Annotated in this window: 21 protein-coding genes; 12 read left to right on the forward strand and 9 right to left on the reverse strand. The window is 49.4% G+C overall.

The genetic code is table 11. The annotated features are described in order from the left end of the window. Nucleotides 1-5: 5 nt before the first annotated feature. From nirB to GEV47_RS01185, 8 genes are all read left to right on the forward strand, one after another. Nucleotides 6-2,447 carry a nitrite reductase large subunit NirB gene (gene nirB / locus GEV47_RS01150; RefSeq protein ID WP_153232891.1) on the forward strand — a complete coding sequence of 814 codons (2,442 nt, stop codon included), beginning with the start codon at nucleotides 6-8 and terminating at the stop codon, nucleotides 2,445-2,447. 16 nt (nucleotides 2,448-2,463) lie between these two features. Next, nucleotides 2,464-2,784 (forward strand): nitrite reductase small subunit NirD, encoded by a 321-nt coding sequence (nirD, locus tag GEV47_RS01155; protein ID WP_153233724.1) that lies wholly within the window; start codon nucleotides 2,464-2,466, stop codon nucleotides 2,782-2,784. A 58-nt stretch (nucleotides 2,785-2,842) separates the two neighbouring features. After that, a complete protein-coding gene (locus tag GEV47_RS01160; RefSeq protein WP_153233725.1) occupies nucleotides 2,843-5,539 on the forward strand; it encodes a nitrate reductase in 2,697 nt (898 codons plus the stop codon). 8 nt (nucleotides 5,540-5,547) lie between these two features. Beyond that, a complete protein-coding gene (cobA, locus tag GEV47_RS01165; RefSeq protein WP_153232892.1) occupies nucleotides 5,548-6,306 on the forward strand; it encodes a uroporphyrinogen-III C-methyltransferase in 759 nt (252 codons plus the stop codon). Nucleotides 6,307-6,414: 108 nt separating this feature from the next. After that, nucleotides 6,415-6,990, forward strand: coding sequence for an ANTAR domain-containing response regulator (locus GEV47_RS01170; protein ID WP_153232893.1), 576 nt, complete (start codon nucleotides 6,415-6,417; stop codon nucleotides 6,988-6,990). A gap of 24 nt (nucleotides 6,991-7,014) precedes the next feature. Then, nucleotides 7,015-8,184, forward strand: a complete 1,170-nt coding sequence (locus GEV47_RS01175) for a CmpA/NrtA family ABC transporter substrate-binding protein (protein WP_153232894.1) — start codon at nucleotides 7,015-7,017, stop codon at nucleotides 8,182-8,184. 113 nt (nucleotides 8,185-8,297) lie between these two features. After that, nucleotides 8,298-8,609: an antibiotic biosynthesis monooxygenase family protein gene (locus GEV47_RS01180; protein ID WP_153232895.1), complete on the forward strand. Its 312-nt coding sequence runs from the start codon at nucleotides 8,298-8,300 to the stop codon at nucleotides 8,607-8,609. 59 nt (nucleotides 8,610-8,668) lie between these two features. After that, complete coding sequence (locus tag GEV47_RS01185; protein WP_153232896.1) at nucleotides 8,669-9,160, forward strand: group II truncated hemoglobin; 492 nt, start codon at nucleotides 8,669-8,671, stop codon at nucleotides 9,158-9,160. Between the two features lie 168 nt (nucleotides 9,161-9,328). Here GEV47_RS01185 and GEV47_RS01190 read toward each other — a convergent pair whose 3' ends face one another. From GEV47_RS01190 to cyoA, 8 genes are all read right to left on the reverse strand, one after another. Then, complete coding sequence (locus GEV47_RS01190) at nucleotides 9,329-9,805, reverse strand: hypothetical protein (RefSeq protein ID WP_153232897.1); 477 nt, start codon at nucleotides 9,803-9,805, stop codon at nucleotides 9,329-9,331. 659 nt (nucleotides 9,806-10,464) lie between these two features. Further along, complete coding sequence (locus GEV47_RS01195; RefSeq protein WP_153232898.1) at nucleotides 10,465-11,001, reverse strand: response regulator transcription factor; 537 nt, start codon at nucleotides 10,999-11,001, stop codon at nucleotides 10,465-10,467. Then, entirely contained in the window at nucleotides 10,991-12,343 is a 1,353-nt protein-coding gene (locus GEV47_RS01200; RefSeq protein ID WP_153233726.1) for an ATP-binding protein, read from the reverse strand. Before GEV47_RS01200 ends, GEV47_RS01195 begins: the two co-directional genes overlap by 11 nt. Nucleotides 12,344-12,345: 2 nt before the next feature. Further along, nucleotides 12,346-13,221 carry an SURF1 family protein gene (locus GEV47_RS01205; RefSeq protein ID WP_153232899.1) on the reverse strand — a complete coding sequence of 292 codons (876 nt, stop codon included), beginning with the start codon at nucleotides 13,219-13,221 and terminating at the stop codon, nucleotides 12,346-12,348. Nucleotides 13,222-13,234: 13 nt separating this feature from the next. After that, the gene (cyoD, locus tag GEV47_RS01210) at nucleotides 13,235-13,678 is read right to left on the reverse strand and encodes a cytochrome o ubiquinol oxidase subunit IV (RefSeq protein WP_153232900.1); all 444 of its coding nucleotides are present in this window, start codon (nucleotides 13,676-13,678) and stop codon (nucleotides 13,235-13,237) included. Further along, nucleotides 13,675-14,310 (reverse strand): cytochrome o ubiquinol oxidase subunit III, encoded by a 636-nt coding sequence (gene cyoC, locus GEV47_RS01215; protein ID WP_153232901.1) that lies wholly within the window; start codon nucleotides 14,308-14,310, stop codon nucleotides 13,675-13,677. Before cyoC ends, cyoD begins: the two co-directional genes overlap by 4 nt. Continuing rightward, complete coding sequence (gene cyoB / locus GEV47_RS01220; protein ID WP_153232902.1) at nucleotides 14,303-16,306, reverse strand: cytochrome o ubiquinol oxidase subunit I; 2,004 nt, start codon at nucleotides 16,304-16,306, stop codon at nucleotides 14,303-14,305. Before cyoB ends, cyoC begins: the two co-directional genes overlap by 8 nt. A gap of 93 nt (nucleotides 16,307-16,399) precedes the next feature. After that, nucleotides 16,400-17,362 (reverse strand): ubiquinol oxidase subunit II, encoded by a 963-nt coding sequence (gene cyoA / locus GEV47_RS01225; RefSeq protein WP_153232903.1) that lies wholly within the window; start codon nucleotides 17,360-17,362, stop codon nucleotides 16,400-16,402. Between the two features lie 149 nt (nucleotides 17,363-17,511). On the opposite strand from cyoA, the gene GEV47_RS01230 reads away from it, so the two are divergent. Continuing rightward, on the forward strand, nucleotides 17,512-18,858 hold the full coding sequence (locus GEV47_RS01230) for an MFS transporter (protein WP_153232904.1): 1,347 nt from the start codon (nucleotides 17,512-17,514) through the stop codon (nucleotides 18,856-18,858). A gap of 300 nt (nucleotides 18,859-19,158) precedes the next feature. Then, on the forward strand, nucleotides 19,159-20,868 hold the full coding sequence (locus GEV47_RS01235) for a peptide chain release factor 3 (RefSeq protein ID WP_228124515.1): 1,710 nt from the start codon (nucleotides 19,159-19,161) through the stop codon (nucleotides 20,866-20,868). A gap of 86 nt (nucleotides 20,869-20,954) precedes the next feature. On the opposite strand, the gene GEV47_RS01240 is transcribed toward GEV47_RS01235, so the two are convergent. Next, on the reverse strand, nucleotides 20,955-22,280 hold the full coding sequence (locus GEV47_RS01240; RefSeq protein ID WP_153232905.1) for a dicarboxylate/amino acid:cation symporter: 1,326 nt from the start codon (nucleotides 22,278-22,280) through the stop codon (nucleotides 20,955-20,957). Nucleotides 22,281-22,641: 361 nt separating this feature from the next. Between GEV47_RS01240 and gmk the strand changes: the two genes are divergently transcribed. Together gmk and rpoZ are read left to right on the forward strand one after the other, a co-directional pair. Then, complete coding sequence (gmk, locus tag GEV47_RS01245; RefSeq protein WP_153233727.1) at nucleotides 22,642-23,286, forward strand: guanylate kinase; 645 nt, start codon at nucleotides 22,642-22,644, stop codon at nucleotides 23,284-23,286. Between the two features lie 155 nt (nucleotides 23,287-23,441). Then, nucleotides 23,442-23,645, forward strand: coding sequence for a DNA-directed RNA polymerase subunit omega (gene rpoZ / locus GEV47_RS01250; protein WP_153232906.1), 204 nt, complete (start codon nucleotides 23,442-23,444; stop codon nucleotides 23,643-23,645). Nucleotides 23,646-23,674: the final 29 nt, after the last annotated feature.

Below are 23,674 nucleotides of genomic sequence, written 5' to 3' on the forward strand. Positions count from 1 at the left end.
CTACTATGAAAAAATCAAAATTAGTCGTCATCGGTAACGGCATGGCGGGTATCCGCACGCTGGAAGAGTTGTTGGTTATTGCTCCCGACATGTATGACATTACCGTGTTCGGCAACGAACCGCATCCCAACTACAACCGGATACTCTTGTCTCCCGTATTGGCCGGAGAACAGGCGTTTCAGGATATCGTGCTCAATCCTTTGTCGTGGTATCAGGATGCAGGAATCGACCTGCGCATGGGCTGTGCAATTTCAAAGATCGATCGAGTCCGGCGCACTGTTGAGGCGGAAGACGGCAGCAGTACGCCATACGATCGCCTATTGCTTGCCACTGGCTCTACACCATTTATTTTGCCTATTCCCGGCAACGATCTCAAAGGCGTTATCAGCTATCGCGATATTCGCGATACCGAAACGATGATAGCGACCGCCAGTGTCAAACGCCATGCGGTCGTGATCGGCGGTGGCTTGTTGGGTCTGGAAGCGGCGAATGGACTCAGATTGCGCGGCATGGATGTCAGCGTCGTGCATATTGCAGACTGGTTATTGGAACGTCAGTTGGACATCACAGCAGGCAAGCTGTTGCAACACTCACTGGAAGAGCGTGGATTGCGCTTCTTGCTGGGTCAAACGACTGCCGAAATCGTCGGCAATGAAGCCGGTGAAGTGTGCTCGGTGCGTTTTAAAAACGGCGACGTTATTCCCGCGGATTTGGTGGTGATGGCGGTCGGCATACGGCCCAATAGTGCACTGGCTGAAGCAGCGGGTATTTATTGCAATCGCGGTGTGGTTGTCAGCGATGCATTGCAAACCTACGATCCGCGCGTTTATGCGGTGGGCGAATGCGTCAGTCATCGCGGCATTGCATATGGACTGGTAGCACCGTTATTTGAGCAAGCCAAAGTATGTGCCAATCATCTGGCGCAAATGGGTATAGGCCGCTATCAGGGATCGGTGCTGTCCACCAAACTTAAAGTGACCGGTATTGATTTGTTTTCAGCTGGCGATTTTATGGGCGGCGAGCAAAGCGAGGAAATCGTTTTATCAGATCCTGCTGGCGGTATCTATAAAAAATTGGTGATCAAAAATGACCAATTGGTTGGGGCCTGTCTTTACGGCGACACGACTGACGGTGCCTGGTATTTCAAGTTGCTCAAAGAGGGACGTAAGCTGGGTGAATTGCGCGATCACATCATGTTCGGTGAATCAAGCGTTGGAGATGTCGGCGTACAAGGTCAAAGCCGTGCGATGGCAATGCAGGACAAAGACGAAGTATGCGGCTGCAACGGCGTCTGCAAAGGGACAATCATCAAGGCTATCAAGGCTATCAAGGATAAGGGATTATTCACTGTCGATGATGTAAAAAAGCACACCAAGGCCGCCAGTTCTTGCGGCTCTTGTACCGGTTTGGTCGAACAAATTTTGTTGAATACAGTTGGCAGCAGTTTTCAGGAAACGCCGAAGACCAAAGCTATCTGCGGCTGCACCGACAGAAATCACGGTGAAGTACGTAAAGCGATCCGCGAGCATAAGCTCCTCACTCACAAGGAAACCTACGATTTCCTGGAATGGCGTACGCCGAATGGTTGCGCAACCTGCCGCCCAGCCGTGAACTATTACCTGCTTTCGACCTGGCCGCACGAAGCCTTGGATGATCCACAGAGCCGTTTCATTAATGAACGTGCTCACGCGAATATCCAAAAAGATGGCACTTTCTCGGTGATTCCTCAAATGAAAGGTGGCGTAACCAATTCCTCAGAATTAAGACGGATTGCCGATGTAGCAGATAAATATCAGATTCCGATGGTGAAGGTCACCGGCGGTCAGCGCATCGATTTGCTGGGCGTCAAAAAGGATGACCTGATCAATGTCTGGTCAGACCTTGGCATGAATTCCGGTCACGCCTACGGCAAGTCGATTCGCACTGTCAAAACCTGCGTCGGGATCGAGTTCTGCCGTTTCGGCACGCAGAACAGTACCCAGATGGGCATAGAGCTCGAAACCATGCTGGCCAACATGTGGTCACCCCACAAAGTGAAACTGGCTGTGTCCGGCTGCCCGCGCAATTGTGCCGAAGCAGGTATCAAGGATGTAGGTGTGATTGCAGTTGATAGTGGCTGGGAATTATATATAGGTGGGAACGGCGGCATCAAAACCGAAGTGGCGCAATTTCTCGTCAAGGTAAAGACTGCCGAAGAAGTGAAGGAATATACCGGCGCCTTCCTCCAGCTTTATCGCGAAGAAGCCTATTACCTGGATCGCAGCGTCCATTACATCGAGCGCGTCGGCCTCGACTATATCAAGCAGCGCGTGGTGACAGATGCGGCCAATCGCAAGATGCTGCATGAACGGTTGTTGTACTCGCTGGACGGTTTACCCGATCCGTGGGCAGCACGCGTTAAAGGTGTCCAACAACGTGAATTTATTCCATTAAAAATCGTTGCCTGAGGAGATGAAGATGGAAATGAATATCAACGAATTTTGGGTACGTCTGTGTGCGGTAGATGATATTCCGCCGCTCGGCAGTCGGCTGGTGGAAAGAACGGCTGGGAATATCGCTGTTTTTCGCACTGCGGATGATAAGGTCTTTGCGCTGCTAGACCGCTGCCCGCATAAGGCTGGGCCATTGTCGCAAGGGATCGTGCACGGCGAAACCGTGACCTGTCCGTTACATAGCTGGCAAATCGATTTGCAAAGCGGCGAGGCGAAAGCACCAGATGTCGGTTGTGCGCGGCGTTTTCCGGTAAAAATCGAGTCGGGTGATGTCTTCCTCGCGCTGGATTGAAAACAGTATTTTTTGCGTAAGTCTTATTCATTAAACCTGAGCACAGACAATGAAAGCTATGCCAACCATCACCAAGTCGACCTGCTGCTATTGCGGCGTAGGTTGCGGCGTGCTGATCGAGTCGCAAGATGAACGCATCACGGGTATCAAGGGCGATCCGGATCATCCCGCCAATTACGGCCGTCTGTGCAGCAAAGGACTGTCCTTGCCATTAACGGTTGCCAGCGATGTTGGGCGTGCGTTCTACCCTGAAATGCGTGCGAATCGCGATGCACCGCGTCTGCGCGTCGACTGGGATACGGCAATGGATACAGTGGCGCAGCGCTTTACAGAAATCGTGCGCAAACATGGTCCGGATGCAGTGGCATTCTATGTTTCCGGGCAATTGCTGACGGAAGACTACTATGTGTTCAATAAGCTCGCCAAGGGACTCATAGCTACCAATAACATCGATACCAATTCACGGCTTTGCATGTCGAGCGCAGTCACTGGCTATAAACTGGCCTTCGGTGCCGATGGTCCGCCATGCTGCTACGACGATCTGGAATACGCTAAAACTGTGATTTTTGCTGGCAGTAATATGGCCTATGCTCATCCAGTACTTTTTCGCCGGCTGGAAGCTGCCAAAGCAAAAGATCCGAGCATACGCTGGATTGTGATCGATCCACGCCGCACCGACACTGCTGCAATGGCTGACCTGCATCTTGCGATTGAACCGGGTACCGATGTTGCGTTATTCAATGGCATGTTGCATCACCTGATTTGGGAAGGATTGGTAGATCAGGCTTACATCGATAGCAATACCGATGGCTACACTGCGCTCAAGAATCTGGTACGTGAATACACACCACGTATGGCAGCCGATTTGTGCGGCATCCAGGAAAAAGATTTGATTCAGGCAGCAGAATGGTTTGGTTTCTCCCCTGCCGCCCTGTCGCTTTATTGCATGGGTCTGAATCAATCCAGTCATGGTACCGACAAAAATCTTGCGTTGATTAATCTTCATCTGGCCACAGGACAAATCGGGCGACCTGGCGCTGGACCATTTTCCCTGACCGGCCAGCCCAATGCCATGGGTGGACGTGAAGTCGGTGGCATGGCGACCATGCTGGCAGCTCATCGGGACATCGGCAATCCCGCCCATCGCGCAGAAGTTGAAGAGTTATGGGGAAGTGCAACGCTGTCCGACCGTCCCGGCTTACCTGCTGTCGATATGTTTGACGCCCTTCTCGACGGACGTATAAAAGCGGTATGGATAGTCTGTACCAACCCGGTTCATTCTATGCCGGACATCGGCAAGATCCGCGCAGCGCTCAATAGTGCAGAGTTCGTGGTGGTACAAGAAGCCTATACCCAGACCGATACGGTGCCATACGCCGATGTACTACTTCCGGCGAGTAGCTGGGGTGAAAAAACTGGCACCGCCACCAATTCCGAGCGCCGTATCTCGCGCGTACGGCAAGCAATCAATGCACCAGGAGAGGCAAAAGCTGACTGGTGGATCGCGAATCAAATCGGACGACGCATTCAACATTTATTACGGCCAGAGCTACGCGATCTATTTCCTTTCACCTCCCCAGAAATGGTGTTTGATGAACATCGCAGGCTGACCGTAGGACGCGACCTCGACATAGCTGGTCTGAGCTATTCGGTATTAGAAACCCAAGGGCCTCAGCAATGGCCATTTCCTGCAGGTGAAAGCGGCGGACAAACGCGCCGCTATACCGATGGGAAATTCCTCACTCCTACTGGCCGGGCACAATTTCATGCGACACAATATCAACCGGTTGCAGAGCCAACCAACGCCCGCTATCCATTCCATCTGTTGACTGGACGTTTGCGAGATCAATGGCACGGCATGAGCCGCAGCGGTCGGGTTGCTGCCGCGTTTTCCCATGCGCCGGAAGCGACACTGACGATGCATCCGGTTGATGCCGAACGACGCGGACTTCAGGCAGGCAGTCTGGTTACCATCACCAGCAAAAGAGCCCACGTGGTATTACCACTGCAGGTTTCGGACGAGATGCAATCGGGTACGGTGTTCGCAGCCATGCATTGGAATGCGCAATTTTTGAATTGCGGCGGCATTAACGAAGTTTCATCGAGTGCAGTCGATCGGCGCTCATTCCAACCAGAATTGAAACATGCGGCGGTTCGTGTCGAAGCAGCAGATCTGCCATGGCGCATCCTGGCCGCCCGACGTGGCGACGTTTTGAAAATACAAGCCAGCGTACAACCCCTATTGCATGAATGTGCGTACGCCGCCATCAAGGTCGAGGCCGATTTACTCGTGCTGAAGGCCGCCAACGGCGAACCACCGGCAGGTTGGTTGGAGCGGCTATACCTTGCACTCGATCTGCCCACTGGCACCGACACGCTCGAATATCGTGACGCGCAACGTCGCATCGCCAAACGTGCGGTGTGGGACGACGGTGCGCTCGCTGGTTTTGTATTCGCTGGTGAGGCAACAAGTGCAGACGCACTACTAGCCAGTTTGCGCCAGGGGCAGCCATGGCAAGGTTCGCGTCTCGCAGTATTTTCGCGTCAGACAACTAACATTATTGCGGATCGCACAATTTGTCTATGCAAGCAAATTAAGGCTTCACACATTACTAAGGCGATTGCTGAAGGTGCCACTCTGAATCAACTGAAAGCCACGCTGGGCTGCGGTACTGTCTGCGGATCCTGCGTTCCTGAACTAAAACAATTATGCGACCGAGGTGCGCTGGCACCCGCAATTGGAGCAAGCAAATGAGCAAGGAAATGAGTGAAGAAATAAAAGCGGGTAAGGTGACATTGCTTGGGGCTGGCCCAGGTGATCTGGACTTGTTGACGCGGAAGGCAGTGAAAGCGTTAGCTCTCGCAGATATCTTGTTGTTAGATGATTTGGTAAATCAGGAAATTGCCCTGCTGGCACCGAACGCGCGGACAATTCATGTTGGCAAACGCGGCGGCTGTAAATCGACGCCTCAAGACTTTATCCAGCGACTGGCACGACGTTATGCATTACAAGGTAAGCATGTGGTCAGAGTCAAAGGTGGCGAAGCCTTGGTGTTCGGCCGCGCCGGTGAAGAAATCGCCTATTTGCGTCGGGCTGGAATAAACATTGAACTATGCAACGGCATCAGTTCAGGTTTGGCTGCCGCGGCCAGTCTCGGCATATCTCTTACCCATCGTGCCTACGCACAAGGTGTCACTCTGGTTACAGCGCATACTCAGGGCGACTTAGAACCGGATTGGTCTGCATTGGCGGCAACAAAAACGACGCTGGTGATTTACATGGGTATGAGCCGTGTTTCACAGATCGCGACGGGTTTATTAAAGACACTCGATGAGGATACTCCTGTAGCCGTTGTTCAGGCGGCAAGTAGCATAAATGAACGTCGCTTACTCACTTCTTTGGGGAGGTTGATAATGGATGTCGCTGCTGCTGATCTTGGCAGCCCAGCCATTATTCTTGTAGGAAATGCCATTTGCGAAGCGGATGAGTGGCGCGACTCGAATATTACGCTTGCAGCATAACGACAACTGGAAGGAGAATCCTCTAAGCACATAATATCGTTGAAAAAATCAGTTCGGTTTTTCATTATGTATCCCAATTAACTCATTTTAATTAAAACATTTTTTCCCATGCTTCGAGTTCTTCTGGTCAACGATACTGATAAGCCCATAGCCGAACTTTGCCAGGTGTTGGTCGAGCATGGCTATGAGGTGCTCCCTGTCGTCGACACTTCGCGTGCGTTGTCCGAGGCTGTCAAACAGCAACGACCAGACATTGTGATTGTCGATACAGAATCTCCTTCACGCGACACTCTCGAACAACTGGCACTCATGCATACCGCTGCACCGCGTCCGGTAGTCATGTTCAGCCACGACGCCGATCAACAACTTATCCGAGCGGCCGTTGGTGCAGGTGTCACAACCTATGTAGTCGACGGCTTGGCACCTGCCCGGCTGGCACCCATACTGGAAGTTGCCCTTGCGCGTTTTGCCGAAGAAACGCGACTGCGTCAACGGCTGGCTGATGTCGAGGGCGAACTTGCCGACCGTAAGCTGATAGATCGCGCTAAAGGATTATTGATGGATAAGCGAAAAATGAGTGAAGCGCAGGCTTATGAAACACTACGCAATCAGTCTATGAAGCAAGGACTAAAAATTGCCGAAATAGCGCGCCAGATCATTGCCATAGCAGACTTGCTTAATTAAAAACTGATACAACGAAAGTCCCGAATGACAGTTCACCCTAACCTTGATCCTTCCCGCGAATTTGCAAAACCGGAGCGGCCGCACTTGCGCATAGGTTTCGTGGCGCTGACGGACTGCGCATCTTTAGTCGCCGCAAAGATGATGGATTTCGGGCAGCGCAATGGACTCACGCTTGAGTTGTGCAAGCAACCATCATGGGCCGCTGTCCGCGATAAATTGCTGTCCGGCGAACTCGATGCCGCGCAAACCTTGTACGGCATGGTGTATGGCATACAACTCGGTTTGGGCGGGCCGCAGGCCGATATGGCGATTTTGATGACGTTAAACAGAAACGGTCAGGCGATCACTGTATCGAATCGTTTGGCAGATGCGTTACGCAGCGGATCGCCTTTGTCTGCTGCATTCGCGATGCTAGGACGAAAACCGGTATTTGCGCAAACTTTCCCGACCGGGACGCACGCAATGTGGCTTAACTACTGGCTGGCTGCGCAAGGCGTTCATCCGTTGCATGACGTTGAAAGTGTCGTCATTCCCCCGCCACAGATGGCTGATGCGCTGGCGCAAGGCGAACTGGATGGATTTTGCGCCGGAGAACCGTGGCATGCTGTGGCGGAACACAATCATTCTGGACGAACCATTGTCAGCAGCAGTCAAATCTGGCCCGATCACCCGGAAAAAGCACTCGCCTGTCGACGCGAATTTGCCGCGCTTTATCCGAATACAGTACAAGCATTGGTTCGTACCCTGCTCGAAGCTTCTCAGTGGCTCGAAAATCCACCCAATAAAGTCACCACCAGCCATCGTCTCGCGAGTCCTGAATATCTCAACATCGCACAGGAATTAATTTTGCCACGACTGTCAGGGGAATATGGCAACAGCATGCTGCCTTCGGCGCCGTTACCGCATCGTTTCTTTGATGCGAACGGAATGAACTACCCGCTTGCCAGTGACGGTTTATGGTTTCTTAGTCAATTCCATCGATGGGGTTTGCTCACTACTACCGAAGGCTGGGAGAAAATCGTCACCAAGGTTTGTCAAACCGAAAGTTACATGCTTGCAGCGCAAAGCCTGGGGTATTTTGCGGACGAGCCAGCGACAACTGCCATGCCATTTATCGATGGATACAATTGGGATCCGACGAATCCAATCGCCTATTCACGACGATTTGCTATTCAGGGTAATATTTCGGGCTAGCGCATTGATCGCAGTCGCGCTGATCTTGTCTATTGAATAAAGCTAATGCAGCGCCCTAAAAATTCCGCCGCCGTTTATGGTGTTTTACATAAACTGCTGAGAAGGGAAAAATCATGTTGCTCGAATATATTCGGTACAAAATAAGCAGAGAAAATGCGACGCTTTTTGTCGATGCTTACGCACTTGCCGCAAAGGAACTCGACAAATCAGAACACTGCTTAGGGTATGACTTAAGCCAATGTTCTGAAGATCCTGAGTCATTCATTCTTCGGATTCAATGGGACTCGCTTGACGGACATATCAACGGCTTTAGAAAGAGCGCTGGTTTTGGGCCGTTCTTTGCTGCAATCAAGCCCTACTTTAACAATATCCAAGAGATGCAGCACTATGAAGCAACGAAAGTGCTATCGAAGAATGAGCAATAGAAATAAAAGTATCAGTGAGTCACCAAAATATTGTCGTCAACATTTAGGTATCACTTCACATGAGCCAAAAAAAAATTCCTACTTTATATGAATGGGCTGGAGGCATCGAAAGCATCGAAACACTGTTCATGAAATTTTATGAACGAGTACCTGGCGACGCTATCCTCGGCCCTGTGTTTGCCGACATGCCCTCACATCATTTCAAGACCGTCGCGCACTTTGTAAGCGAAGTCTTGGGCGGGCCGAAACTCTACAGCGGTGATCCGAGTCACAATCATTCGACTATGGTAGCCAAACATCTTGCCCGTCATCTCACAGACCAGCAACGCAAGCGTTGGATAGAACTGCTACTCGATACGGCAGACCAGTTGAGGTTGCCGGACGACCCCGAATTTCGTTCTGCGCTGATTGGCTATCTTGAATGGGGTTCTCGCATCGCGGTGCTCAATTCAGCCACGAGTGAAAATCCTCTCGATGAATCTGCTCCTATGCCGACATGGGGATGGGGCGAGGTAAAAGGGCCTTACATCCCCCCTGATCAAGATATTTAAGTCACATATCGGCAGATAGCGTCATTAGAAAATAGTTTGATTGAGGCACAGCTATGTACTATTCGCCAAGCGTCGTTCACGCATGCGCGCAAACCAGATTCCATGTAATCAGGCCGGCAGTCCTGCTGGCCCACATACACAATCACACAATCTTCGGGCCATACCACTCTAAAATTTTCGATTGTATGAAAATAGCAGCCCGGCATTCCCTAATAAAGTAACTTGAGCCGCATCTTTCTGCGTGAAACTCCAACCCACGGCGGGTACCACGATTGGCGACCATCCATTGTAATTCAGCGGAACTTTATTTTTATATTGGCCAACATAGCCGTACATTATGCCCCCAGCTAATTTCGCATAGAGGGACGACACGCCAAATAACTTATCCCACTCATAGCCAGCATACGCCGCGCCCGTCGCCTGGCCAAAAGAATTGGAGAACAGCACTCCACCGGCAAACCATTGGTCACTTCGGTGCTTTTCCAAACCGACTAAATACACGTTTTTGTGCTCGGGACTGTAATCGAAATGATAGGCATAAGGAGAAAGCATCAGCTCCCAATAATCACTATTCGTGGTGTTCGTGGATGTTGGCGCCGTTACCTGTGCGTGCAAAGAAGAGCCAGCACACAACAAACCAACCATTAAAGCTGCTATTCGAAATTTTGGAATCACTATATTAATCTCATCAAATAAGACTCCCCACCACTTGAAACAAGCATTCTATTCGATCGACATGACCGGCATATTTCTATGACAGGCAAAATCTTCTTACGTCTTTTATTCAACGTTTTGATACTCAGAATCGTATTTAGTATGATGGGGAGATCGTAGGTAATCATTTTTGCCCGACACAGCCGCGTCAGCGACATACCCGTCAGGCTCATCAAATTCGGGCGCACCTTAGCACGTTTCGAATTTCTGTGTTTCGAGCCAGCCATATTTTGGTTGAAGGCCGGCAACGACAATTCTCCTTGGTAATTGGCAATGGTTAGTAAATTACACCCGCCAGAAGTTCAATAACTATAAATAGAATCGTTGGCAATGACTCCTGTACAAAAGTGCACAAAGGGTTGCCTTGTGGTGCAAACAATGTCGAGTTGCACTCAGAAAATATTTTAAATCGGGCTGCCGTCGCGTTTGTTACGCAAAATTCATCGGATATTTGCTGCCATCCCGATTCCGATAAATACAGCTTTGCTATGATTGCTGGTGCAAGCCTCAGATTTAGGGCTGTTGGCCGGCATGGTCTGAGTGTGCGTTACTGGGGAGAACAGCAAAGTTAAAAAACAACTATGCCATTGTTATTTCACGCGTTGCTTTTCCAGCTTACGCGCCAATGTGCGCCTATGCATACCAAGACGACGTGCTGTCTCCGAAATATTGAAATCGGTGGCCACCAGCACTTCGTGTATGCGCTCCCATTCAAGGGTTTTGATTGATGTAGATCGGTTACTTAGCTCAATTTCGGCCGCACCTGCAATATGCCCGAAGGCTGCTTCGATATCGTCAGAATTGGATGGTTTGGCCAAATATTGGCAAGCACCAAGTTTGATCGCTTCGACCGCAGTCGTGATGCTGGCAAATCCGGTCAATACCACGATCAACATGGCAGGATCACGCTTGTGCAGCATTTGTACGCACGCCAGACCCGAGGTATTGCCGTTCAACTTGAGATCAACTACTGCGTATCCGGGGGTATGCTGTTCCAGCATTACGCTGGCTTCATCCTGGCTGGCGGCAAGCAAGACCGTATAACCGCGGCGCTCAAACGAACGCGCTAAGGTGCGAGCGAAAGCAACATCGTCTTCAATGATCAATAGCAGACGATTAGCCGACATGTGTTTTATCCTCTTCTTCAAGACTGATGGCGGCAAGTGGCAGAGTAAGCAAGACTGACGCCCCACCCTGCTCGCTATTTTTAACTGTCACGGTACCACCCAGTTTACGTGCGACGCTAATCACAAAAAATAATCCCAATCCGCCGCCGGGACGTCCTTTACTCGACTGATATGGCTTACCTAATTGCGCCAATATTTCAGGTGCGAAACCAGGTCCGGCATCGGTGATTAAGAGTGTCAGCGCATCCGCTTCTTGCGCAGCTTCAAAGCGCAACCATTGTGGTGAAGCTTCAAAGGCATTATCGAGTACATTGCAAATCATTTGCTTGAGAGCGGAATCAAAAACCACAGGAATATCCTGGCTTATCCGATTTTCATAAACAAATGTAACAACCGGTCGTGTGGTGCGCCAATCGCTGGCGAGATTATTTAAAAAAGTATTGATGGTGGTCTTTACCGCCGATTCTCCGCGCGCTTCTCCGGCCGACAGCAGGATGCCGCTGACGATAGTTTTACAACGTTGCAGCTGAACCTGCATTTCACCAATTTCCTCTAACAATTCGCTATTCTTTTTGAATTCCGGCATTCTTTTCCAGTCACCCAAAATCACGGAAAGCGTCGCCAGCGGTGTGCCGAGTTCGTGCGCAGCACCTGAGGCTAACAAGCCCATGCGCACGATGTGATCTTCTTCCACAGCACGCTGACGCAGATCGGCAAGTTGCGCATATCCTGCACGCAGATTGCGATTGATGCGCGTGATAAAAAAAACAAGCAGAGAGGCATTGATAGCGAAGCAAATAAGAATGCCATCAACATACAAACTGGATAAGCCATTACCGGCAGTTGGCGGTAATACTAATGGCTTGGAAAACAGAGACAAACCGGCTAAGCACGCACCAGAAATGGCGACAATAATCCAGGTGGTCCAGGCTTCGAGCAAAACAGCACTGAGAATCACCTGTAAGAGATAAAGAAATGCGAAAGGATTCGTGGTTCCGCCGCTGAGATACAACTGCGCTGTCAACGCGCCAACATCGACTAAAAGGGCTAGAAATAGCTCCCAATTTGTCACAATTCGATTTTCGTGCCAACGCAGATGGCTGGCAATATTGAAGGCAATCAGGCATGCCAGCACTTCCAGCATGTGTAGAAGTGGCAAATGTATGCCAAAACCGAGAGTCACAACCGCAATCGTTGTAATCTGACCAACTACGGCGATCCAACGCAATTGAATCAGTTGTAAGGTGTTCTTGTGACTGGCGGCATTTTCAACGCCGGTGGCGACTGCCGATCTTTCTGTTGAGTCTTCTGAGTTTGCAAGAATATTAATTTCGCCCGCCATCTTCACTTATCTTTGCTGTTTTCGTCGCCATCATCAGCGATAGTGCCTGCATCCGTATTTCGACGCCGCATTTTTCGCTCCTCGCGCGCAACCCAAAAACAGGCCGCCGCTACCATCAAGGCGAGAGCATACCAAGTAACAGCATAAACCAAGTGATTATTGTGAAAAGCGATTACCGTCAAACCGCCGATCGGGGTATCAGACGAAATTGCCGCGCCCTGACCTTCCGTTGTCGCTTTGGCAGCATCTACGTCAATAAAGTAAGGGGCAACATGCTGCAATCCATGCGCCGCAGCTATCGCCTGAACATCGCGAGAATACCAGCGATTGCCGGCGGGATCGTTGTGGCGAAGGAAACCGCCGCCGGGCTCGCTCATCCGCAAAAGTCCGGTAATTGTTACAACGGCTGCCGAGTCACTGTGATTTGATTGGGCATTGAGTTTTGCCGGGATGAAGCCACGATTGATCAGGACAACATTGCCATCGGCGCTACGTAATGGTGTTATTACCCAAAAACCGCTACCAAGATCGGTGACGGCTTGAACCTGCGTTGTGAGCGGATACAGGAAATTACCGGTCACGCTTACATGCCGATATTCGTCAGCCTCCGGACCGATCTGCGGCCAGCGTTCCGGACCGGGAGCCGGAACAGGGGCTGCATGAACCCGTTGATCTACCCGTTCGATCAGATCAAGTTTCCATTGCAAACGCTTGACTTGCCAGGTCCCTAAAGCAAAAAAGGCTGCAAAAAGCAGCCCCGCACAAATTAGCAATATGACCTTCACGGTTGCGGAGCGGGAACGAGGAGTAATGTCCTGAGGCTTTGAATCAGCTTGAGACTGTACGCTCGTTGCCTTGCTACGCGATGTGAGGGTCATGGTTTATTGCTGCTTATTGCTTATTCATATTCATTTCGTGCATAGATTCAGACATCGAATTTGGAACAGTTTCTTCCTGTAAATCGTGCACCATGCCCGGCATCATATTGCGATTCAGGTGATACATAACCCACAGAGAGCCGCTCAACATGATCACTACCACCATAATGGTAAAGATCAATGCCAACATGTTCCAACCGCCTTCGGACTTGGTATTCATATGCAGGAAATACACCATATGAACAATGATTTGAATCGCAGCCAAGCCTAGCAATACCATGCCGGTAGTGCTGGACTTGTCGAATACCTTACCCATGACCAGCCAGAATGGAATGATGGTCAGGATCGCAGCCAGAATGAAGCCGGTTACATAGGTTTTGAGACTGCCATGGCCGGCATCCGAATGGCCGTGATCGTCGTGACCATCATGATGGCCGTGTTCTTGATGTGCGCTCATGGCAAGGTTCCCATCAGATAAACAAAGGTGAAGACGCCAATCCAGACCAGGTCCAAAAAGTGCCAAAACATAGACAAACACATCAAACGACGGCTGTTCTCAGGTGTGATGCCATGACGACCAAGTTGGAACATCAGTGTAATCAACCAGACGATACCGAAAGTGACGTGCAAACCGTGCGTCGCTACCAGAGCAAAGAATGATGACAGGAAGCCACTGCGTCCTGGGCCTGCACCTTCATGTATCAGGTGGGCAAACTCATACAACTCAATCCCGATAAAGCAAGCACCGAAAATGCCTGTTATCGCTAACCAGATCATCGTGGCACGAACGCGTTTGCGCTGCATTTCCAACATGGCGAAGCCATAGGTGATCGACGAGAACAACAACAATGTGGTGTTGATCGCCACCAGCGGCAATTCGAACAGTTCAGCGCCAGTTGGGCCGCCTGCATAGTTACGTCCCAATACTGCGTAGGTCGCGAATAAACAAGCGAAAATCAAACAATCGCTCATCAAATAGAGCCAGAAACCGAGCAAAGTTCCATTTTCCGGATGATGCTCTTTCACGAAAAAACGTGAACTCGGAGTGGCGCCCAAGGCGCCGGTAGAGGTAGATGTAATATTAGACATGGCTAGCCAGCAAGCGAGTGCGTTCACCTTCGGTGCGGACAACATCGTCCACCGGAATGTAGTAATCGCGGTCGTAGTTAAAAGTGTGGATGATAATCGCAGCCAACATTGCAACAAAGCTGAAGCCGACCAACAACCACATGTGCCAGATCAAACCGAAACCAAGGATCGCACTAATTGCTGCGATAACGAAGCCAGCAGCCGTGTTCTTTGGCATATGGATCTTGGTAAAGCCATCCAGTGGTCGCGCGTAACCATTTTTCTTCATATCGTCCCAAGCGTCATTATCATGAACGCGTGGTGTGAAAGCGAAGTTATACACTGGTGGCGGTGACGAAGTTGACCATTCCAGAGTACGGCCACCCCATGGATCACCCGTGTGGTCACGTAGCTCTTCGCGACGTTTGTAGCTGACCACCAACTGAATGATGAACGAAGCAATACCAAGTGCAATCAATACTGCGCCGAAAGCTGCTATCACGAACCAGATCTGCAATGACGGATCTTCGAAATGACTCATACGACGTGTTACGCCCATCAGGCCAAGCACATACAACGGCATGAAAGCAACGTAGAAACCGATACACCAGAACCAGAACGAGCACTTGCCCCAGAAATCGTCAAGCTTGTAACCGAAAGCTTTAGGGAACCAGTAGTTAATGCCGGCGAACATACCGAACACCACGCCGCCAATAATCACGTTATGGAAATGGGCAATCAGGAACAGACTGTTATGCAATACGAAATCAGCTGGCGGAACCGCCAACAACACGCCAGTCATACCGCCGATAACGAAGGTAACCATGAAACCCAGCGTCCACAACATTGGTACTTCAAAGCGAATGCGTCCGCGGTACATGGTGAACAACCAGTTGAAAATTTTGGCGCCGGTTGGAATCGAGATAATCATCGTCGTAATACCAAAGAACGAATTGACACTCGCTCCCGAACCCATGGTGAAGAAGTGATGCAACCAAACCAGGTAAGACAAGATCGTGATAACAACTGTCGCGTACACCATCGAGGTGTAACCGAACAGGCGCTTGCTGCTGAAGGTTGACACGATTTCAGAGAAAACACCAAAAGCCGGAAGAATCAAAATATAAACTTCAGGATGACCCCAGATCCAGATCAGATTGACATACATCATGGCGTTGCCGCCCATGTCATTGGTAAAGAAATTGAAGCCCAGAGTACGATCTAGCGACAACATACCAAGTACAGCAGTCAACACTGGGAACGCAGCAACGATCAACACGTTAGTACACAAAGCAGTCCATGTGAATACTGGCATTTTCATCATGGTCATGCCAGGTGCGCGCATTTTAACGATGGTCGCGATCAGATTAATACCTGACAACAGGGTCCCGACCCCGGCGATCTGCAATGCCCATATGTAGTAATCGACCCCGACATCAGGACTGGCGAGTATCCCCGACAAAGGCGGATAAGCCAACCAACCTGTCTTTGCGAATTCCCCGATGAACAAAGACAACATGACCAATATCGAACCAAAGGTCGTCATCCAGAAGCTGAAGTTATTCAGGAAAGGAAAGGCAACGTCGCGTGCGCCAATTTGTAGTGGCACAACATAGTTCATCAACCCGGTAACCAGCGGCATCGCCACGAAGAAAATCATGATGACGCCATGCGCCGTGAAAACCTGATCGTAGTGATGTGGTGGCAAAAACCCGGCCGAATCGCCAAAAGAAAGCGCTTGCTGCGCACGCATCATCAAAGCATCAGCAAAGCCGCGTAACAGCATCACAATACCGAGGATGATGTACATGATACCGATTCGTTTGTGGTCGATACTGGTAACCCAATCGCGCCACAGGGTACCCCAGAAGCGGAAATAGGTAATCGCGGCTAGTACAGCTATACCGCCGATTGCCACCCCGAGAAAAGTAAATATCAGGATGGGCTCATGATAGGGAATCGAATCCCAGGTGAGACGGCCGAAGATCAGCTTGGTCAGATTAATATTGTCTAGCATCGTTACTTCCTGAGAAAAAATGGAACGCAGTGCAAGCTATGGGCTATCGCACCAGTATCTGCTGTGCAGTGTTGATCTTGTTGCAGATGCAGGTTATTCATCTTGAGCATGTTGATGATCCATTTTGACGTCGCTCTTAACATTAACGTCAGTCATCATCTGCTTGTCCATACATACCTGACCGCTTTCGACGCAACGATTGAGAATCGCATGGTAGAGGTCAGCATCAACAGTACCGTAACGGCGCACCGGCTCTTTTTCACTAGGTTTTTCAAGTTGCAAGTAGTCAGCACGATTTAATGCCCCACCTGACGCTTTGGTTGTTTGCACCCAGTTATCAAAATTTTCCTGTGTCATGCCATGAAACTTGAAGCGCATACCTGAGAATCCTGCGCCGCTGTAATTGGCTGAAAAACCCTCAAACTCGCCCGGCTTATTAATGACTGCATTAAGCGAGGTCTGCATACCTGCCATCGCGTAAATCTGACCAGCCAGCGCAGGAATATAAAAAGAGTTCATCACCGTGGAAGAAGTAATCTTGAAATGGATAGGAACATCCACCGGCGCAGCGACTTCATTAACGGTAGCAATGCCTTGTTCTGGATAAATGAACAACCATTTCCAGTCCAGCGCTACCACTTCGACCGTCAGCGGTTTAACGTCTGCCGGAATCGGGCGATGCGCATCAAGGCGTGATAGTGGTCGGTATGGATCCAGCGTATGGGTGCTGATCCAGGTCAACAGACCCAAGGCAATAATGATAAGAAGCGGCGCACCCCAGATGATTAGCTCAAGCTGAGTTGAGTGATCCCAGTCCGGTTCATAGCGTGCTTTAGTATTATTTTTTCGGTAACGCCAGGCGAACCAAAATGTTAATGCGATCACCGGAACGATGATGAGTAGCATTAGCAGAGTAGAAACGACAATGAGGTGGCCTTGCTGGTTTGCGATGTCGCCGGATGGATTCATCACGACGGTATCGCAACCAGTTAATAAGCCAACCAACAAAATAGCGGGGAAGGATATCCATCCGCGACGAGCTATTAGTGAAAACATTGGGCTAAAGTCCAATCAAAGCAGGAAAATCGTGATAATGTACACCTACTGATATGCGTTGGCGATTGGACGTTTTGTCCCACCTTTCCAAGCAGCATGTGAAAGATGGGCGCGTCCAACGACTGTAACTCAATTGGAGACATCGTAAAATGAACAGCACCTTAAGTAACAATGCAGGAAATGCAGGACTTTCGTCACATTCAACTACCAACGCGCCTAGAAACAGCAAGTTTGATCATTCAACTATCGTACCGAGTGAAATCGCCATTGGCGTCGTCATCGGTCGTGCTTCCGAGTACTTTGATTTTTTTGTCTACGCCATGGCTTCGGTACTGGTGTTCCCGTCTGTGTTCTTCCCCTACGCTCCGCGATTGGAAGGAACGCTTTATGCCTTTGTCATCTTTTCGTTTGCATTCCTTGCTCGGCCCTTCGGTACGGTTGCCTTCATGGCAATTCAGCGAAAATTCGGTCGAGAAGTGAAACTGACAGCAGCTCTCTTTATACTCGGAATTTCCACCGCTGGCATCGCTTTTTTACCAACTTTTGAAGATATTGGTTTCAAAGCTATTATTTTGCTATCGATTTTGCGCATCGGACAAGGAGTCGCAGTCGGTGGCTCATGGGATGGCCTGCCCTCACTTCTGGCGCTGAATGCACCGCAAAACAAACGTGGCTGGTACGCAATGCTCGGGCAACTGGGCGCGCCTGTCGGATTCATGATCGCCGGCAGCCTGTTCGCCTATATGCTCTCCAATCTTTCTACGGAAGACTTCCTCGATTGGGGTTGGCGCTATCCGTTCTACGTGGCTTTTGCCATCAACGTTGTCGCACTGTTTGCGCGCTTGCGCCTGGTCTCTACTAACGAATACGCGCGCTTGCTTGATGAGCGCGAATTGGAACCTACCAACTCCCTCGAAATGGTCAGCACTCAGGGTCGTAATCTGATCATTGGTGCGTTGGCAGCCCTGGCTAGCTATGCCCTGTTCCATCTGGTCACCGTGTTCCCTCTGTCATGGATACGGCTATATTCGATACGCCCTGTCAGCAGTTTCATAGTGATTCAGGTGATCGGGGCTGGTCTGATGGCTTTAGGCGTTATCGCCTCCGGCCTGATTGCAGACCGTTTTGGTCGCCGTACCACGTTAGGTACTTGTGCCGCACTGATTGCCTTACTCAGCGCCTTCGTTCCGTCATTGATGAACGGCGGCGAACTTGGACAGAACATTTTCATATTGCTGGGCTTCAGTTTGCTCGGACTGTCTTATGGTCAGGCTGCGGGCGCTGTCAGTGCCAATTTCCCGGCCAAGTACCGCTACACTGGCGCAGCCTTGACTTCTGATCTGGCCTGGCTGGTTGGCGCAGGCTTCGCGCCTCTGGTAGCGCTGGGTCTGTCCTCGCACTTCGGCTTGGCCTACGTCGGATTTTATTTATTGTCAGGCGCTGTTTGCTCTCTGGCCGCATTGAGCCTTAATCGCGCCTTGGAGCTTCGCGATTAAGGTGCTTATATCTCACAAACATAGCGTAGACATTGGGCTATGTTTGTGAGGTTATTCTTGCATTTGGTACAACCACACCCGCCCCGATTTCTTATCCCCATCGCCCGTAACTTAGTTACCGCCACGCCAGGCCGAAAAACTGAAGGTGGGCGTTGCTCGTCATAAGCTATAATCGTGGCTTCCCGATGATGCGCAATAACAGCATTTTTTGTTATCAATCAGCGCATCTCTCCAAATTCCGTATTTATTATTGACTCACTATCAAGGCAAGCGCCTAAAAATCGCTTGAACGCACGCATCATGCAAGATCCTACGCAAGAACCGATTTCCGATCAGATCGACTCTGACAATAACAACAATACCGGTGATGTCAACACTGAAACGGATGACATTGTCGTCAATAACGTCTCGGCCGAGAAAATTGCCGACGAAGTTTCGCGACGCAGAACCTTTGGCATCATTTCTCACCCGGATGCGGGTAAGACCACGCTCACCGAGAAACTATTGCTATTTTCTGGCGCAATTCAATTAGCCGGAACCGTCAAAGGTCGAAAAAGTGGCCGTCATGCCACGTCCGACTGGATGGACATTGAGAAGCAGCGCGGCATTTCGGTCGCCAGCTCAGTGATGCAATTTGAATATCGCGATCATGTCGTTAACTTGCTTGATACGCCAGGTCACCAAGACTTCTCGGAAGATACTTACCGCGTTTTAACAGCAGTGGATTCAGCACTGATGGTGATTGACGCCGCAAAAGGTGTTGAGACGCAAACCATCAAGCTCTTGAACGTCTGTCGCATGCGTAACACGCCTATCATCACTTTAATGAACAAGATGGACCGCGAAACCCGCGACCCTCTTGAATTACTGGACGAGTTGGAATCCGTTTTAAAAATTCAATGCGCTCCTGTCACATGGCCTATCGGGATGGGAAAATCTTTCCGTGGCGTGTATCACTTGCTACGCGATGAAATTTTATTATTCGCACCGGGCAGCGAAAAAGCCGATCAGACCTTTGAAGTGGTGAAAGGTATTGATAATCCGCGCTTGGCAGAAATGTTCCCGTTAGAAATCGAACAATTGAAAATGGAAGTTGAACTGGTGCATGGCGCTTCGCATCCATTCGATCAAGAGGCATTTTTGGCTGGCGTGCAAACACCCGTATTCTTTGGCTCCGCGATTAACAACTTTGGTATTCGCGAAATTCTCAATGCATTGATCGATTGGGCGCAGCCACCCGGCGCACGCGATGCGACTGTGCGCGTAGTTAAACCAACAGAGCAACCGTTCACAGGTTTCGTTTTCAAGATTCAAGCAAATATGGATCCGGCGCATCGCGACCGCATTGCGTTTTTGCGTGTTTGCTCCGGCCATTTTGAACGCGGCATGAAGATCAAGCATTTGCGCTTGAATCGCGAAATTAAAGTATCCAACGTCGTTACTTTTATGGCGTCCAGTCGCGAACAAGTGGAAGAAGCATTTGCCGGCGACATCATTGGCTTGCCTAATCACGGCAATATGCAAATCGGCGATAGTTTCTCCGAAGGCGAACCGCTGCAATTTACTGGCATCCCCTACTTTGCACCAGAGTTTTTCCGCTCAGTGCGCATTCGCAATCCTTTGAAAACCAAGCAACTGGATAAAGGATTACAGCAGCTAGGTGAAGAAGGCGCAATTCAAGTGTTTAAACCCGTTCACAACAGTGATGTGGTATTAGGTGGCGTCGGCGTACTCCAATTTGAAGTGGTCGCAAGTCGCTTGCTCAATGAGTATGGCGTTGATGCCGTTTTTGAAGGAACAAACATCAATAGTGCGCGCTGGGTCACATGCGATGATAAAAAAATGCTGGCCGATTTTGAAAGATCTACCGCTGGCAATAATCTCGCGCATGATGCCGCAGGCAACCTGGCGTATCTGGCAAGCTCAGGTGTTAACCTGCGCCTGACACAAGAGCGTTGGCCACAAGTGGTTTTCCATGAAACTCGGGAACATGCGGTGAAGTTGGTTTAGCGCTGGTTTATGAATCATGCAAATAAAAAAACGGCTCTGATGAGCCGTTTTTTTATTGCCGCTTAAGTCACCCTGAATCTAATAAATTAGGCTTTTTGTTTGATCTCGCTACTCGCCGAATCCAACATCGGATCAATATTACCCTTTCCATCCAGCTCCCGATGCAATTGATCTTCGTCCAGATCATTCGACCATTTGGCCACCAGAATTGTCGCCACACCATTACCGACCGTATTGGTCAACGCGCGCGCTTCTGACATGAACTTATCGATACCCAATATTATCGCAAGGCCTGCGACTGGTACGTGACCAACCGCTGATAATGAGGCGGCCAACACGATGAAGCCACTGCCTGTGACACCTGCGGCACCTTTTGACGTCAATAACAGCACTAACAACAGCGTGACTTGATGCATGATGGTCAGCGGTGTATCGGTCGCTTGCGCAATAAACACAGCTGCCATCGTCAAGTAGATCGAAGTGCCGTCAAGGTTGAAGGAGTAGCCAGTTGGAATGACCAAACCAACGACTGATTTTTTCGCACCGAGTTTTTCCATCTTGTCGATCAAACGCGGCAAGACCGATTCCGATGATGACGTTCCCAATACGATCAATAACTCTTCTTTGATGTACTTGACGAATTTCCAGATACTGAAGCCATGCACACGCGTAACGATGCCGAGTACGCCGAAAACGAAAATCAGACAGGTCGCATAAAATAACGCCATCAAATACCCTAGCGACAGCAAAGAGGCAATGCCGTATTTACCGATGGTAAAAGCCATTGCACCAAAAGCACCGATTGGCGCTACTTTCATGATCAAGTTAACCATGCCGAAAATAACTTGCGAAAATTTTTCAATAAAATCAAATACCACGGTGCCACGACCGCCAAAACGATGCAAAGAAAAACCAAACAAGATAGAAATTAATAGCACTTGCAGGATATTGTTTTGCGCAAATGCGTCAACAAAACTGGTCGGGATAATGTGAAACAAGAAGTCAGTTGCACTATCCATTTTCCCCGGTCCGGTAAAAGCGCTAACGGCCTTGGTGTCAATCGTTGAAACATCAATGTGCAGAGTTGCTCCTGGTTTAAACACATTAATCATGATCAAACCTATGATTAATGCAACCGTACTCATGATTTCAAAATACAAAAGCGCCAAGCCACCCGTTTTACCGACTTTTTTCATATCTTCCATGCCGGCGATACCGAGCACAACAGTACAAAAAATCACCGGCGTGATGATCATCTTGACGAGGTTAATAAAACCATCGCCCAACGGCTTCATTGCCTGAGCGGTTCCGGGATAAAACTGACCAAGAAAAACACCGATGACAATCGCCGTTAATACTTGTATATAGAGGGATTTATAGAGTGGTTTTTTAGCTGTTATATCGTTGGTCATTTATATTCTCCGATTGCGCCTGGTAGCGCTTAGAATTTTATTGTTACTGCTAAATGCATCATAGCTGCGTTTGGCTAAACAAATAGGATTATTCCAACTTGGAAAATCGCGACGCGCTTCATGAATAACTGAGGCAGAGGCAACTTTAGCCGAATTCCATAGCTTAACTCAAGCAATTTAATGCAAAAATAACAAATGACAAAACTCAATGTAGTTTTCACTAACGCTGTTATGCAAAACCATGCTGCGGTCGCACTATGTCACTGATACAATATTACTTTGCTATATGCGCGCAGGTTAATTATTTATGACACCAACTATCCCATTGTCCTCACTTGTCGATCCTGCCAGTGGCGCTTCGATGCCAGATGAACATCCTATGTCCGGGAGTTTATTCATGGTGGTAGCACCTTCCGGAGCCGGAAAATCAACCTTGGTCAATGCACTTTTAGCGCAAGATTCTGAAATTAAATTATCGATTTCCTACACTACCCGCCCGCCACGCTCTAAAGAAAAAGATGGTCGCGAATATCATTTTGCTACCGTTGAAGATTTCCGGGCGCGACATAAGCAAGGCGAATTTTTAGAGTGGGCAGAAGTACACGGTAATTATTACGGCACTTCGCGCCTGGCGATTGCCGAACAAATGCAAGCCGGCACTGATGTTTTATTGGAAATTGATTGGCAAGGCGCGCAGCAGGTAAAGAAACAATTTCCGCATGCAGTCGGCATTTTTATCTTGCCGCCGTCCATTGCAGCGCTTGAAGACAGGCTAAAAAAGCGTGGTCAAGATGAGCCGCAGGTTATTACGCGACGCATTTTGGCGGCTGGTGGCGAAATCGCCCATGCCTCAGAGTTCGAATATGTTATTATCAACCAAGAGTTTGACTCTGCATTATCCGCGCTCACAGCGATTGTTAAAGCGACTCGTTGCCGCTTTTCACAACAGGCAGTGCGTAATGCATCACTATTTGCTCAACTTGGCATTCACGCCAACTTGAGCTAAAGGTTTTTCTAAAAGTACTGATTTGGTTGTTCATAGCTATTGTTTACTAATCACCAGATCATTTTTCTATTCAATTAGTTTTTAATCGCTCACATTTAATGTGAAATTAATATTAAACTTTTTGATCAATACCCTTCACTGCACATGGAGAAAATATGGCACGTATTACCATCGAAGATTGTCTGAAACAAATTCCTAACCGTTTTCAACTGACATTGTCAGCAACTTATCGTGCGCGCCAATTGTTGCAAGGCCACACAGCTAAAGTTGACGCAAAAGACAAACCAACTGTAGTAGCGCTGCGTGAAATTGCAGCCGGCAAAATTGGTATTGAAATGTTGAAAAAGGTTCCTGTTTAACCATTACCAGTTGCGGCTGTTGTCGATCC

Source organism: Glaciimonas soli (assembly GCF_009497155.1).
GTDB classification, from domain to species: domain Bacteria; phylum Pseudomonadota; class Gammaproteobacteria; order Burkholderiales; family Burkholderiaceae_D; genus Glaciimonas; species Glaciimonas soli.